At 50.0% G+C, this 14,465-nt stretch carries 12 protein-coding genes; 10 read left to right on the top strand and 2 right to left on the bottom strand.

Annotation, left to right across the window (positions count from 1 at the left end; genetic code table 11):
* Nucleotides 1-33: 33 nt before the first annotated feature.
* From AC6ESO_RS13760 to AC6ESO_RS13720, 9 genes are all read left to right on the top strand, one after another.
* Nucleotides 34-744: a glycerophosphodiester phosphodiesterase gene (locus AC6ESO_RS13760; RefSeq protein ID WP_497091831.1), complete on the top strand. Its 711-nt coding sequence runs from the start codon at nucleotides 34-36 to the stop codon at nucleotides 742-744.
* A gap of 177 nt (nucleotides 745-921) precedes the next feature.
* A complete protein-coding gene (locus AC6ESO_RS13755) occupies nucleotides 922-1,875 on the top strand; it encodes an ABC transporter permease (RefSeq protein WP_497091830.1) in 954 nt (317 codons plus the stop codon).
* A gap of 88 nt (nucleotides 1,876-1,963) precedes the next feature.
* Nucleotides 1,964-3,712 (top strand): extracellular solute-binding protein, encoded by a 1,749-nt coding sequence (locus AC6ESO_RS13750; protein ID WP_497091829.1) that lies wholly within the window; start codon nucleotides 1,964-1,966, stop codon nucleotides 3,710-3,712.
* A 121-nt stretch (nucleotides 3,713-3,833) separates the two neighbouring features.
* On the top strand, nucleotides 3,834-4,742 hold the full coding sequence (locus AC6ESO_RS13745; protein ID WP_494820586.1) for an ABC transporter permease subunit: 909 nt from the start codon (nucleotides 3,834-3,836) through the stop codon (nucleotides 4,740-4,742).
* 23 nt (nucleotides 4,743-4,765) lie between these two features.
* The gene (locus AC6ESO_RS13740) at nucleotides 4,766-5,659 is read left to right on the top strand and encodes a CehA/McbA family metallohydrolase (protein ID WP_497091828.1); all 894 of its coding nucleotides are present in this window, start codon (nucleotides 4,766-4,768) and stop codon (nucleotides 5,657-5,659) included.
* Between the two features lie 78 nt (nucleotides 5,660-5,737).
* Complete coding sequence (locus tag AC6ESO_RS13735; protein WP_494820584.1) at nucleotides 5,738-6,748, top strand: substrate-binding domain-containing protein; 1,011 nt, start codon at nucleotides 5,738-5,740, stop codon at nucleotides 6,746-6,748.
* Nucleotides 6,749-6,794: 46 nt separating this feature from the next.
* Nucleotides 6,795-7,748 carry a carbohydrate kinase family protein gene (locus tag AC6ESO_RS13730; RefSeq protein WP_497091827.1) on the top strand — a complete coding sequence of 318 codons (954 nt, stop codon included), beginning with the start codon at nucleotides 6,795-6,797 and terminating at the stop codon, nucleotides 7,746-7,748.
* 32 nt (nucleotides 7,749-7,780) lie between these two features.
* Nucleotides 7,781-9,238 (top strand): leucyl aminopeptidase family protein, encoded by a 1,458-nt coding sequence (locus tag AC6ESO_RS13725; protein WP_497091826.1) that lies wholly within the window; start codon nucleotides 7,781-7,783, stop codon nucleotides 9,236-9,238.
* Between the two features lie 28 nt (nucleotides 9,239-9,266).
* A complete protein-coding gene (locus AC6ESO_RS13720; protein ID WP_497091825.1) occupies nucleotides 9,267-10,154 on the top strand; it encodes a metallophosphoesterase family protein in 888 nt (295 codons plus the stop codon).
* 122 nt (nucleotides 10,155-10,276) lie between these two features.
* Here AC6ESO_RS13720 and AC6ESO_RS13715 read toward each other — a convergent pair whose 3' ends face one another.
* Both AC6ESO_RS13715 and AC6ESO_RS13710 read right to left on the bottom strand, forming a co-directional pair.
* On the bottom strand, nucleotides 10,277-12,304 hold the full coding sequence (locus AC6ESO_RS13715) for an ABC transporter ATP-binding protein (protein ID WP_497091824.1): 2,028 nt from the start codon (nucleotides 12,302-12,304) through the stop codon (nucleotides 10,277-10,279).
* A gap of 59 nt (nucleotides 12,305-12,363) precedes the next feature.
* A complete protein-coding gene (locus AC6ESO_RS13710; protein ID WP_497091823.1) occupies nucleotides 12,364-14,115 on the bottom strand; it encodes an ABC transporter ATP-binding protein in 1,752 nt (583 codons plus the stop codon).
* On the opposite strand from AC6ESO_RS13710, the gene AC6ESO_RS13705 reads away from it, so the two are divergent.
* On the top strand, nucleotides 14,078-14,209 hold the full coding sequence (locus tag AC6ESO_RS13705) for a hypothetical protein (RefSeq protein WP_494820578.1): 132 nt from the start codon (nucleotides 14,078-14,080) through the stop codon (nucleotides 14,207-14,209). The two genes, AC6ESO_RS13710 and AC6ESO_RS13705, sit on opposite strands and share 38 nt — an antisense overlap.
* The last annotated feature ends 256 nt before the right edge of the window (nucleotides 14,210-14,465 follow it).

Here is a 14,465-nt window from a genome sequence, read left to right as displayed (position 1 = left end):
GCGATTTCAATCATGAGAAGGAGCCGATTCACGATGCGCAAACCATTAACCGCAGCCCACACGGGCTGCGGCATTTACCCGGATAACACGTTAGCTTCGTTCTTCGAGGCGATGGAGAGCGGTGCCCATATTGCAGAAGTGGACGTACTTGTGACACTTGGGGGCACCGCGGTACTCCTGCATGATCATTCGCCGGCTCTGCTGACCCATACGTATGAGGAATTGAATGCTCCCGAAGTGAGAAAATCACTCTCGCCTGTTTATATCGAGCATGAAATTGCAACTCTGGAGCAGATCCTACGCCTATCAGATTCGGGCGAGATGCTGCTCAATTTGGATTTGAAAGCAAGCGATGCGATCGACTCGACAGCTAAGCTGATCTACAAGTTTGCTGCGCAGAAACGCGTCTTTATAACGGGAGCATCGGATTCGATGGCTTCGAAGTACCCGGATATAAGAGTCATGTACAACACACCTGACGCTTGGACGGAAGGGAAAGGCGAGCACTATGTCGAGTTCGCGGATTCCGTATGCCGGAAAGCGCAAATAGGCGGTTATGCAGGGCTGAACATGGAGAGCTCGACGTGCCGCCAAGAAGTGGTTGATCGCGCCCATGCCGCGGGACTGCTGGTTTGGGTGTACACCGTTAACGATCCGCAAGAGATGAAACGACTGATCGCATTAGGCGTAGATGCCATCACCACGCGGGTTCCAAGGCAACTGTTAAGTATTAATGAAGAGTAGAAAAACGTGTAGCCATATTTGAAATTAGTTGCTATAATAAAACCAATGGCAACGCTTACTTTCCGTTTTCTTGGAAAGTAAATTTTTTAGCCGTTTCTGGTATCGATACCAGAAAATAGAATCAACAAGCACATCATGAATTAGCCATTTCTCCGAAAAGAAGGTGATTCCCGACTCATGGCCAATGTCTCGACGACTTCGCAAGTGAAGCTGAGAAAACCCAGAGCTACTTTGTGGAAAAACATTATGCTGCATCGGTACTTGTATTTCATGCTACTGCCTTGTCTCGTGTTCTTCATCGTTTTCTCGTATATTCCGATGGGCGGCTTGTTGTTGGCCTTTAAGGAATATAAGTTCAACAAAGGCATACTCGGCAGCCCTTGGATCGGTTTAGACTATTTCGTAACCTTCTTCAACTCCTACCAAAGCAAGAGTCTTATCGAAAACACGCTTATTATCAGCAGTATGAAGCTGTTTCTGTACTTGCCTTTCCCAATCGTGCTTGCCCTTATGTTTAATGAAGTTCGCAACAAATGGTTCAAGAACGTGTCGCAGAGCGTGCTTTATCTGCCGCATTTCCTGTCCTGGGTCGTTGTTGTCGGCTTGATTCAGCGAATTCTCGCGCCGGACACCGGCTTGCTCAATCAATTCATTGCCAATATGGGCGGCGACGGTAGTATCTTCTATATGATGGACCCCAAGTACTTCTATCAAATCATGTTCGGCAGTCACCTGTGGAAATCCATCGGCTGGGACTCGATCATTTATATGGCAGCGATTTCAGGCGTTAACCCTGATATGTACGAAGCGGCTAAGATCGATGGCGCCGGCAAGCTTCGGGAGATCTGGAATATTACACTCCCATCCATCATGCCGACTGTCGTTATTTTGTTCATCTTATCGCTTGGAAACATTTTATCCGCCGGCTTCGATCAGCTTTACTTGCTGCGAACGCCGGGAAATATGCAGCTTTCCGATATCTTAGATACTTATATCATTCGCGTCGGCTTACAAGGCGGTCAATATGGCTATGCAACCGCTGTTGGTTTGCTGCAAGGGCTTATCGGTTTGATTCTGGTCGTACTGGCTAATCGGCTATCTCGTAAAGTATCAGACACCTCACTATGGTAGCGCTACCATGATTTGCGGAACGCTCTGATGACGGTGGAAACGTCAATTGACGTATTCATAAAAAAATCGAACTAAAGGGGAAAAACGCATGAGCAGAAAATGGACGAAGTTTTTAGCGATTCCTGTTATGGTTTCCATGCTACTCGCAGGTTGTTCCAACAATAACGGCGGCAACGACACGAGCAATGAACCTGCTGCAAACAGCAATACCGCTTCAGACAGCAATGCCACTGCTACAAATGCACCTGAAGGAAAGCCGGCAACATGGATTGCAGACCGTAAGATTAAGGGCCTCGTGTTCATGGGAACCGACGATTACACCGAGGATATGAACCCTGAAATCAAAGCCCAAATTAAAGAGAAAACCGGCATTGATTTCGAAATCGAAATTATGAAAGCGGAGCATTCGATTGATGGGCTGATTGCAGGACTTGCGGCGAACGATCTGCCGGATTTCGTTGCTTTCTATCTCAATAACAGCGGGCGACCGGAAATGCCGGTCGTGCTGAAAGCGGCTCGTGAAGGCATGTTCACGGACCTGACTCCTTTCTTCAAGGACTCGAAGGTGTACAGCAAGTACTTACAGGATGATTATCTGCCAATGGATACAAAGTTCGGCGTTATGTTCCGTCCGGAGTTCAACGGCTCGGCATACTTCGCACATATGAACATTCAACGTGAAGGCGGTCAAGTGACTTGGAAAGGCGTTGGAGGACCTTACATCCGTAAGGACATCGTAGACGCTCTTGGTATTGATCCGCGCACCATTACATCGACAGATCAGCTCTATGATTTGGCGAAGAAAATTAAAGACGGCAATTTTAAAGACAAGAATGGCGGTCCGGTTACGCCGATCGGTCCATCTTACTGGGGCGGTAAAGAAGTCGGAGCCTTGTTCAATGATCTGGAGTGGGGCGCAGACGACCAACGCATTAAGCAAACGAAAGACGGCAAAATTCTGCACGAAGCCCAAACTGAATTTGCTATGAAGAAAGTAGATTATGTACAGAAGCTAATCAAAGAAAAATTAATACATCCGGAATTCTTCACGATTGACGAAAGCCGTGCAACGGAAGGCGCATTAAACGGCTCATGGGCGATTATCGCCGATACGCACAGCTACCAAGAATACAACCAAGACATGCATTATGTTCCGCTTGGTCCTATTAACCAAGTAGATGGTCCTTATCAAATGCAAATTTCCTATAAATCCGGCTACTCCGCATGGGCAATTCCAACTACAACCGAGAAACCGGAAGAGGTTGTCAAGTTCGCTGATTTCCTTGCAAGCCGCGAAGGCAAACTGCTTTGGAAATACGGGATTGAAGGCCGTGACTACACTCTCGACGACAAAGGCAACCCGCTCGTGAAACAAGAAGTGATAGATTTGAAAGCGAAGGATCCTAACGAAGCGAAAAAACTTGGCTTTGGCGGCGTAGGCAACAACTGGGGAGATATCCTCGGCAGCACAGACAACGATAATAAAGCGGATTTCGGCGAAGAGAACTATGGCGATAACGCAAATTCAGGTCTGTTCCCGGCCGTAGAGAAAATCGCAACGTACTGGAATTTCGATGAGAAGGTTAAGAACGGCGTAGTATCCGATGCTTACCAGCCGAATTCGTTCATTGGCGAGTTTAGCAACGGCGGAGAATTGAAAACCGCACTTGATAATTACAACGACAGCTTGATTCAAGCCTATTACAGCAAAAGCCATGATGAAGCGAAGAAGATTCTGGACAATGCCCTGAAGCAAATGGAAGCTTCCGGCTTGGACGATTACTTGAAGCTTCTTGCTGAGAAGAATGCTGATCCAAAAACGAAGGTAAAGCTATAGCATCTGCCAGCAGCAAATGATTACCAGATGGTTAGGCGGTTTTATCCGCAGCCCGGATAAAGCCGCCTTTCTATTATAGTTTCGGAGTGCGGTTTCTTCGAGGTGTAGAGGAGGGAAGATCGTGAACGAATTTTATAAGATCAGCCTAGGTGAAAGAGTGTTCCGAATCATCAATTATATCCTGATTGTCCTCTTGTGCTTGTCTATCATTCTTCCATTCCTGAACATATTTGCATTAGCGTTTAACCCGGGCAAAGACGCGGAACGCGGCGGTATATTCTTCTGGCCTCGCATCTGGTCGTTCGAGAACTTCATGAAGGTATTTGAAGCTTCTAATATCGCATCCGCCTTCGGGATATCCATCTTCCGCACCGTGGTCGGTACTGTCTCCAGCGTATTTATGACGGCTATGGCCGCTTATGCCCTAAAGAGCAAAACACTGCCGGGCGGGAAGTTCTTCATGATGCTCATTTTCTTTACGATGCTGTTTGGCGGAGGCATCATCCCCTACTACATGCTGCTCAAATCGATTCATTTAACGAACAACATTTGGGTGTATGTGATACCAAGCTTATACAGCGCATGGAACTTGATTATCATTCGAACCTTCTTCCAGCAAATTCACCCGAGTTTAGAGGAGTCGGCGCGAATTGACGGCTACAATGATTTTGCCATCTTTCTGCGCATTATCATGCCGCTCAGCCGGCCCGTTATTGCCGTTATCGGTTTGTTCAACGCCGTAGGACATTGGAATGATTGGTTTACCGGTGCATTCTTCGTCCGCAAAGCCAGCCTGCGTCCGTTATCGACGCTGCTTCAGGAAATGCTGACCAGCGCCGAGGCGATGCGCGACACGCTGAATCAGGCTGCTGGAACGACCAAATACGAGCTGCTCGACAAAATCCAAATCACCGGTAATTCGCTGAAGATGGCGACCATTATAGTAGTGGTGGCTCCGATCATTATCATTTATCCTTTCGTACAGCGTTATTTTGCAAAAGGCATTATGATCGGTTCGATGAAAGAATAGCGGGAGAGAGGGAGAAATCGCAAATGAAGATCTTGAATAGCTACACGCAAACGGGCAAGTGGTGGAGAGGCAGCTTTCACAACCATACGACGAACAGCGATGGCTGGTTCCCGCTGGAAACGGTCTATAAGATGTATGGCGGCTACGATTTTCTGGGTATTTCCGATCATGATAAAATCACGAAACACGAAGGCGAACGCAGCATTCCCACTGTGTTTGATGCCATCGAAGTGAGCAGCAGGCAGACGCATATGCTGCTCGTTAATCCTCCGCTTAAGATGCTTGATCAATACAGCAACGAATTTACGATCGAGAATTATCAGCGGTTGGCCGATATGGCGGTCGATAACGGCGGGTTTGCCGTTCTTGTCCATCCGAACCGCTTTTTCTCCAATTACTGGACGCTGGAAGATATGATGAAGTTGGAACGTTATATTGGCATCGAAGTGTATAACGGTGACGGCAACCCGGAGTACGATATCGCCTTTGATAAATGGGATGCCTTATTGTCCAGCGGACGTAAGGTATGGGGCTTCGGTAACGATGATTCGCATGTGTACGGGCAAGAGAAGCGAGCCTGGAATATGGTTCAGGCGGAAGAAAATACGAATGAAGCGATTACGCAAGCGATCAAGGACGGCAATTTCTACGTATCTACGGGCTATGGATTCGATGCTATTCGCACGGAAGGCCATACAATTGAGATCGATCTCCGTTCGAACGAGCTGCTGGATAAAATGTATAAGTATGTAACGTTTTTCGGTAAAGACGGCCGCGTGCTGCAGGAAACGACGGGCAGAATCAAACAGGCTAAGTACGAATGTAAGGGCGATGAAGGGTATGTACGTGTTGCGGCCTATTTGGAAGGCGGTTATGCAGCATTCTCCCAGCCTTTATTTGTCGAAACCAGTAAATAATGCCCAGAAGTGAAAAGGAGTTTGTTCGCGAGCGGCGAACTGTTTTCAAATTGAATCTATATTAAGAGGGTGAGTAATGTGCAGCCAAAAATAAAAGACGTGGCGCGCCTCGCGGGCGTTTCGGTAACGACCGTTTCCCGTGTGTTAAATGGCGAGAAATATGTCAAAGACGATCTCAAGCACAAAGTGAATCAAGCAATCGAAGAATTGGGATATGCCCCTAGCCATATTGCCCGTAGTTTGGTGCGTAACAAAACGAACCTGATCGGTGTAATCGTACCTGATATTACCTCCAGCTTCTATGCGACGATTCTCAGCAGCATCGAAGAAGCCGCAAGCGCAAATGACTACAATTTGCTGGTGTGCAACATCAGTGAGGATATTGATAAGGAATATAAATACCTGAACGTCTTTCAAGAGATGCGTGTTGAAGGCATCATTATTATGCATGAGAAGATCAATGAGGAGATTCGCAATCTCATTCATAAGATGAAGATTCCGGTTATTTTCTCCAGCGTGAAACCGATGGATCAACAATTCGTATCCGTCATCGTCGACGATTACAAGGCTGCCTTCGATGCGACGAACTACCTAATCGAGCTTGGGCATGAAGAAATCGGTTTTATCGGCGGCGATATGCGAGATATCACATCGGGGCAGAATCGGTACAGCGGTTATCGGAATGCACTGACGAGCAAAGGGATCCGTATCATTCACGAGCATATCCGTTTCGGAGATTACAAGGTAAAAAGCGGTTATGCGCAAATGAAAGAGCTGCTGCGAGTGAGTCAGCGGCCTACTGCGGTTTTTGCGGTTAGTGATGATATGGCCGTCGGGGCGATGAACTGTATCCGTGACCATAATCTACGGGTACCCGAGGATATTTCGGTCATCGGCTTTGATGGCAGCCAGCTAACCGAGCTTACGAGACCCACATTAACATCGATGGAACAGCCGATTCATGAAATGGGCAAAGAAACGATGCGTATTCTGCTGAATCAAGTGGAAACCGGAGAGGTACCAAGAGGTGATCTCGTACTGGAGCATCGATTGGTGGCGCGCGAGAGCTGTATAGCACGGAAGAAATAGTGGAGCAGAGGCAAGCATATCAGGACTAGACGGAGATGAAGCAACCTTGAAAAAATACGACGCCATTGTAATTGGGGACGCGAACATCGATTTGGTCGTTGCCGGCTGCAACGAGCTCCCTAAGCCCGGACAAGAGGTGCTTGTCCAGAATATGTCGATTCACGTAGGCGGCGGTGCTGCGTTGTTCAGCATGGCCTTGGCGAAGCTGGGCTTAAAGATTGCCTTTAACGGCATACTCGGTGAGGATGGTTTCGGACAATATGTACGAGATCATTTTTCTGACTATGGAATCGATACCAGCTATATCCGCAGAAGCAGCAGCAATACCGGCATCTCCATTGCCATCAATCCGGAGAAAGATCGTTCCTTCATTACTTACATGGGATCAAACGCGGAGCTGAGCATGGAGCTGCTTGATATTGAAAGCGTAGCCCTGGCAAGACATGTGCATTTGACCGGTTATCGAGGAAGAGAGAATCATGCGGAATATATGAAAGTGGTTCGAAACATTAAGGCGCAAGGCGTGACGACCTCAATCGATGTAGGCTGGGACGATACCGGCGAATGGTTCACGGGTATTTATGAGCTGATGCGCGAAGTGAATGTATTCTTCATGAACGAGGTTGAGGCTGAGCATTATACGGGCTGTTCGAACATTAAGGACATCATTGCCAAATTGTCCGCTTACAGCAGCCATTTCGTAGTTAAGCTCGGTTCTGCCGGCGCGGTTGCCACCGTAAACGGGCAGGCTCAGTTCCGTTCGGGATTCAAAGTCCCTGTTGTGGATACGACAGGCGCGGGTGATTCCTTTAACGCCGGCTACATCTACGGTTTTCTTAGCGGCCAGCAGCCGGAACAGTGTTTATTGTACGGCAACGCTTGTGGAGCCTTGTCGGTGACGCAATCCGGCGGTAATACGGGAACACCGGATCAAATGGACATGGAACGCTTTCTGTTCGAAAAGGCTAACTGTACAACGGACATCTGGGAGAGCGCATAATTCGACCAAGCGAATGGAGGTCACGAACAGCAATGAATTTCGAAATTAGCCGCGAAACCGGGATTCAGACGGTGATTGTACCTGTATTTACGAATAGTTTGGCGGATTTGCCTACTAGCTGGGAAGCGCTGCGAGCGGCTTCCCTATTGCCGTATATGGGCGGCAGACATGCGATAACATGGTTTTATGGCACTGACAGCGGTCAGGCTGATCTCATGTTAGTTGGCCTAGGTGAAGCGGACCAGTTTAAGATGTCTGTTCTACGTGAGGCGGCAGGGAATGCGGGACGTGCGTTGTATAAGGAGAAGCGGACATGTGCAGCAGTTTCCTTTGAAGCGCTTGAAAGCGCCGATACCTCCAACGCGTGCAGCCTTTCAGGCTATATGGAGGCATGGGTTGAAGGCTCCCTGCTAGGCACTTATGTATTTGATAAGTACAAATCGACGCGAGCTGAGCAGCCTGCCGATATGAAGATCCAACTGTTAGGCGATAGATCGGAGGAACGGACCGAAGCGATTCGTCTGGGCCAGCTTAGAGCGGAGAGTACGATGTGGGCGCGAGACTTGACGAACGAGCCTCCCAACTACCTTCGTCCCCGCGATTTGGCGGATCGAACGGTAGAAAGGTTTGCCGGCACCAAGGCAACGGTTTCGGTATATGAAGGCGAGGAGCTCATGCGCCGCGGGTTTGCCGGATTAGCTGCAGTGGGGAAAGGAAGCATCCATCCGCCCGTATTTCTGGAGCTGCGTTATTGCACGGACGAGACAAAGCCCCTTGTCGCATTAATCGGAAAAGGCATCACGTTCGATACCGGCGGTATCAGCCTCAAACGAGATAATGACATTAGCGATATGCGCATGGACATGGCAGGGGCTGCAGGCGTGCTGGGTGCTCTCGATATGATCGTGCGTGCCGAGCACCCGGCGAATCTGGTTGTGCTTGTTCCATCGGCGGAGAATAGTCCTTCCGATCGTTCGATGCTGCCCGGTGAAATCATCCGATATGCGAACGGACTCACCGTTCAGGTTGGAAATACCGATTCAGAAGGCAGGCTGATTTTGGCGGATGCCCTGGTTTACGCCCATCAGCTTGGCGCTGAGCAGGTCATCGATATGGCGACGTTGACGTATTCGGTCGTTGGCGCGCTTGGTACTGCGGTCGCAGGCGCTTTTGGAGAGAATGAGCTTGTGCAAGCGTTGAAGTCTGCAGGTGAGCCTTATGACGAGAAGATCTGGCAGCTGCCGCTGATCGACGAATATGAAGGCTACTTGTCCAGCGACTATGCGGATACGTCGAATATTAGCAGCGGGAATGGCGGAGGCGCTATTATGGCGGCGTTATTCTTGCGGAAGTTTGTGCATCCCACGCTTACTTGGGCCCATATTGATATGAACGGTCCGAAGGACTGCGCTTCAGCTAAAGGCCAGCTCGCCGTTGGCGCGACAGGCTGGGGAGCTCGTCTATTAGCAGCTTACGTAATGAGTTTATAGCTTTTATAGCCCAGAGAGGAGATCTCCCATGGAACAAAATCGACTTCGCTTCCGATCGAACGGCAGCTTTTCCATTCTGCAATTTACCGATATGCATATCCAAGATGGGGGCGAGAAGGATGCCCGAACGCTCGCGCTTGTCGATCAAATGATCGCGGATGAGCAGCCGGATTTAATCGTCATTACCGGTGATGTCATTGCGAGCTACGATATTGAAGATCAAGAGGGAGCGTTCCGCCGCGCCATTGCCGGAATTGTGAAGTCCGGCATCCCGTTTGCCGTCATTTACGGCAATCATGATTCGGAGAAAGGCATTACGCGTCAGCGGTTGAACCAGATTCTGCAGGAGTACGAACATAACCTGTCCATCGATGGCCCTGAGGACATTCACGGTATTGGCAATTACGTGCTTACCGTCGGGGGTTCTGCCAGCGATGAGGATGCGGCTGCGTTGTATTTCTTTGACTCTGGGGACTACGCGCCTGAAACCATTGGCGGATACGCATGGATTCAGCCGGATCAAGTGGAGTGGTACCGCAATGAATCGGTGGCGCTGAGAGAGAAGAACGGCAATCATATGCTGCCCGCACTCGCATTCTTCCATATTCCGATCCCGGAATACGAGCAAGTTTGTCAGCTTGGCACAATAGAAGGAATCAAAGGCGAGGCGGTCTGCTGTCCGAAATTGAATAGCGGTTTATTCACGGCTATGCTTGAGATGGGCGATGTGATGGGGACCTTCGCCGGACATGATCACGATAACGATTATGTCGGTCAATTATTCGGCATTCGATTATGTTACGGACGCGTCACCGGATATAACACCTACGGCAAGCTTGAGCGAGGCGCGCGCGTGATTACATTAATAGAAGGTTCGCACGAGTTTGAAACTTCCATAAGACTGAACAAACAATAGCTGTACGATATGAAAAGGGAGAATCCGAGGAGGCAATTGCCTCCTCGGATTCTCCCTTTCTTATCTTTACCAACAAAACGCGCTGCACCTCCAAAATGGACGGCGACAGCCGTTTCACCTTATTAGGCTACGATCTCGCTGACGGCTGCGCCTTGCTGCAGCTGGTACATGGCGTAATATTTGCCGCCATGCTCCATAAGCTCGTCGTGATTGCCGCGTTCCACGATACGTCCGCGATCAAGCACGAGGATCTGGTCTGCTGCGCGGATCGTCGACAGACGGTGAGCGATGACGAAGGTTGTGCGTCCCCGCTTGAGCACGTCGAGCGCTTGTTGAATGATCGCTTCCGTCTCCGTGTCGATGCTCGCCGTGGCTTCATCGAGAATAAGGATCGCCGGATCGAAGGCCAGCGCTCGCGCGAAGGAGATGAGCTGGCGCTGACCCGCGGAGAGCGTGCTGCCTTTCTCGATGACTGGCTCATCGAGACCTCCTGGCAGCTGCACGAACATGTCATACGCGCCAACATCGCGAAGCGATTGTTCCACTCGCTCGCGCGTAATCGTCGGATCGTCCAGACTGACGTTCGAAGCGATTGTACCCGTGAAGAGGAAGGGCTCCTGCAATACGATGCCCATATGCTGACGAAGCTGCTGCTTCGCCATCTCGCGCACATCGGACCCGTCCACCGTGATCGTGCCGCGGTCGATATCGTAGAAGCGGAAGAGCAGATTCAGAATCGAACTCTTGCCCGAACCCGTATGGCCGACAAGCGCAACCGTTTCACCTTGCTTGGCGGTGAAGTTGATATTCTTCAGCACGTCTTCGCCTTCTTTGTACCCGAACGAAACGTTATTGAAGGCCACATGGCCCTTATAGCGGTCCAAACGCTGCTCCGATACAGGAATGCCGGGCTCATCAAGGAGTGCGAATACTCGCTCGGCCGATACACGCGCAACCTCCAGGTTGGATAGCTGATTGACCATACCGACAATTGGGGACATCATCCGGTTCATATAATCGATGAACGCGTAGAGGACGCCGACCGATACGGCCGCTCCGAACCAGCCGCCTGCAAACATCCATACCACGGAGATGAAAATAATATTACGGAAGATCGTAAGCAGGTTATGGCTCGTAAACGAGTTTAGATAGAGCAGCTTATTCTGGTACTTGAAATATTCGTCGTTCATTTCATGGAACTCCGCCATCGTTTGTTTCTCCCGGCGGAACACTTGAATAATCGGCATCCCTTGAATGGACTCATTGATCATGCCGTTAATATCGCTCAGACGCGAGCGAATGACATGATTGTAGCTGGATGCGAATTTGCGGTAAATGACAATCCACACATAGAGGATCGGCAGAAGAGGCAGTGCAATCAAGGCGAGCTTCGCATCGAGCACGAACAACGCGCCAATGATCGCGGTCATATAGATAATGCCGGAGAAGAAGTTCGCCAGTACCGATACGTATAGCTCGCGAATCGCTTCCGTGTCATTCGTTACCCGGGCGACGACCTTCCCAGCCGGAAGATTGTCAAAATACTGAACCGGCAGCTCCTGGATATGCCGGAACACGTCGTTGCGCATCTTGCGCACAATCCGGTTGGCGGATACTTGGAGCAGATATTTCTGCCCGTATGCCAGCAGTGCTCCGACAAGTAACAGGCCGACATAACCGGAAGCGAGGGTAATCATGCTCTTGATTTCCGGTTTGTAGAAGGCATAGGTTTCACTTCTGCTCATCTGTACCGAAGGGAACTGCTGCGTGCTGCCATCCTTCGCCGTGACGGTCAGCTGACCGTCCTTAAACGCGTGCGTTCCGGCGCTCGGAACACCCGGTGCATCCACAAAATAATACGTAAGCCCGGTTTGCAGCACATGCACCTCGCGGCCTTTCACTTCGCCTTCCGCCCAGTGGTCAGCTCGTTTGTACCAGCTGTCCTTATAAGGGACGGCGTAACGTCCGTCTTGCTTGCTTTCATACCATGGTTTCTCGATCCCCATAATGTTCGTATCGATCATTCGTTTGGCCAGAAATGGTCCTACAAGCTCGACGGAGATGGCCAAAGCCAGAAGCAGAAGCGCTAGCAGGATGGGCCTTTTATAATGCCAAGCATATTGAAATAATCGTTTTCCGTTGTTACCCATTTTAGTTGTCACCTTCATTTCATTTATCCTCGTATGCGTACAATGGAGCCGGCAATTGTTTATTCTTCCACCAGGGAAGCGAGCTGCTGCCGATCGTACTGCTCTTTATACCAGCCATTGTTCTGAATCAGCTGATCATGCGTGCCTTCTTCCGTAATGCGGCCCTCATCCAGCACAAGAATCCAATCCGCGTGCTGCACGGCCGATAGGCGGTGCGTCGTTATAAGCGTCGTTTTGCCTGCTCGTTCTCTTCGAATGCCTTCTAGGATTTCCGTCTCAGTCTTGGCATCAACAGCCGATAGAGCATCATCCAGCATTAGAATCTCGGGATTGGCAATGACGGCTCTTGCAATGCTGACGCGCTGCTTCTGTCCGCCCGAGAGCGCAACGCCCTTCTCGCCGACCAATGTTTCGAGGCCATCAGGCAGAAACGTGACGTCTTTGCGGAAAGCAGCTAACTCCAGCGCTTTGCCAAGCAGTTCGTCGTCCATGGTGACGCCCGAGGTGCCGTAAGCGATGTTCTCGCGAATCGTCTTACTGAACAGAATCGGCTGCTGCGGCACATAACCGATCCAGCTGCGGATTTGATCGAGCTCAATTTCCGTAATGGAGACGTCGCCGGCCTTCAAGCTGCCTTGGCCCATCGGATATTCGCGAAGCAATTGCTTAAGCAGCGTCGTCTTGCCGCTTCCCGTTCTCCCTACGATTCCGAGCGTCTCGCCTCTGCGCAGCTTAAACGAGATATCGACCAGATTGTCGATCGTCGAGGAAGGATAACGGAAGGTCAATTGCTCGTATGCGATGGATTCCGGAACCGCCATGGCTACCGGCGACTGCGCATCCTTCACATTTGGTTTCATGCCTAGTGTCTCATTGATACGATCAAGCGAGGCATTACCGCGCTGCATAATATTAATCAGTTCTCCAATGGCAAACATCGGCCAGATGAGCATACCGAGGAACATGTTGAACGATACCATTTCCCCAAGCGAAATTTCGCCGCGGAAGACGAGCACGCCGCCATAGCATAGACCGATTAAGTAACTGATTCCGACTAGAATTTTGAGTGCCGGCTCGAACAAAGCATCGATTCGAGCAACCGCAATGTTCTTGCTGAACACTTCATCCGTCATATCGCTAAACCGTTTCCGGTCTGCTTCTTCTTGGACGAAAGCGCGAATGACCCGAACGCCCGAAACGGATTCAAGCACCTGATCATTCAAGTTACCGAAGGCATCTTGCTGCACCGTGAACCGCTCATGGATTTTTTTGCCGAAATGCTGCATTACCAGTGCCAGAAGCGGCAGCGGCAGCATCGCCGCAAGTGTCAGCTTCCAGCTAATCATCACGGCCATAACGAAGAGAATCGTCGTCATGAACACGGTGGAATCGATCAGCGTCAGAATACCAAAACCTGCCGTAGTCGATACGGCGCCGAGATCGTTCGTAGCCCTGGCCATCAAATCCCCGGTACGGTTACGCTCGTAGAATGTAGGCGTCATCTTCAGGAGATGCCCCATCAGCTTGGAACGGAGCGTGCGTTCAAGCATGAAGGAAGACCCGAACAGCAGGGACCACCAGACACAAGTAATGAGATAGATGGCGACCGTAAGGCCGGCCCAGAACAGGAGCAGTTCGGTTAATTTGCCTGTCGTCATCGTGCCTTGCCCGATGCTGTCGACGGCATAACCAATTAATTTCGGAGGCGTAACCTCCATAATGCCAACGATTGTCAGCAGAACGCCTGCAACCGTGTAGCGTTTCCAATGCATTTTGAAAAACCAGCTTAGCTTCTTAAGTACAGAAAACACGTCGATCAACAACCTTTCTAAACTTCTGAGGAACAAAAAAAGGCATACCGCCGTAAGCGATACGCCTGAACCCGTTTGTGCAGAGACAGTTTGAGAACTGCCGCCGCCTGACCCGAGTGCAAATAAAAAGGCGCACGATTACGTCACCGTAACCATGCGCCTTCTACCGTTATTCAGCGAGAATCTGCCATTCTCCGCTTCTTAACGCCGGTTTGCGCGAGGGTTACGTCCAATTCGATTGTATGTTCCGCCTGCAGGCAGAAATGATGCAGCCATATGTCGGTTCAACATATTCGTAACCCTCCTTTCCGTTCTTCAAAGTATATGTGTGTACTTTATCATCGCCCCCT

Source organism: Paenibacillus rhizoryzae (assembly GCF_059686995.1).
This window is presented reverse-complemented; position numbering and strand designations above follow the sequence as displayed.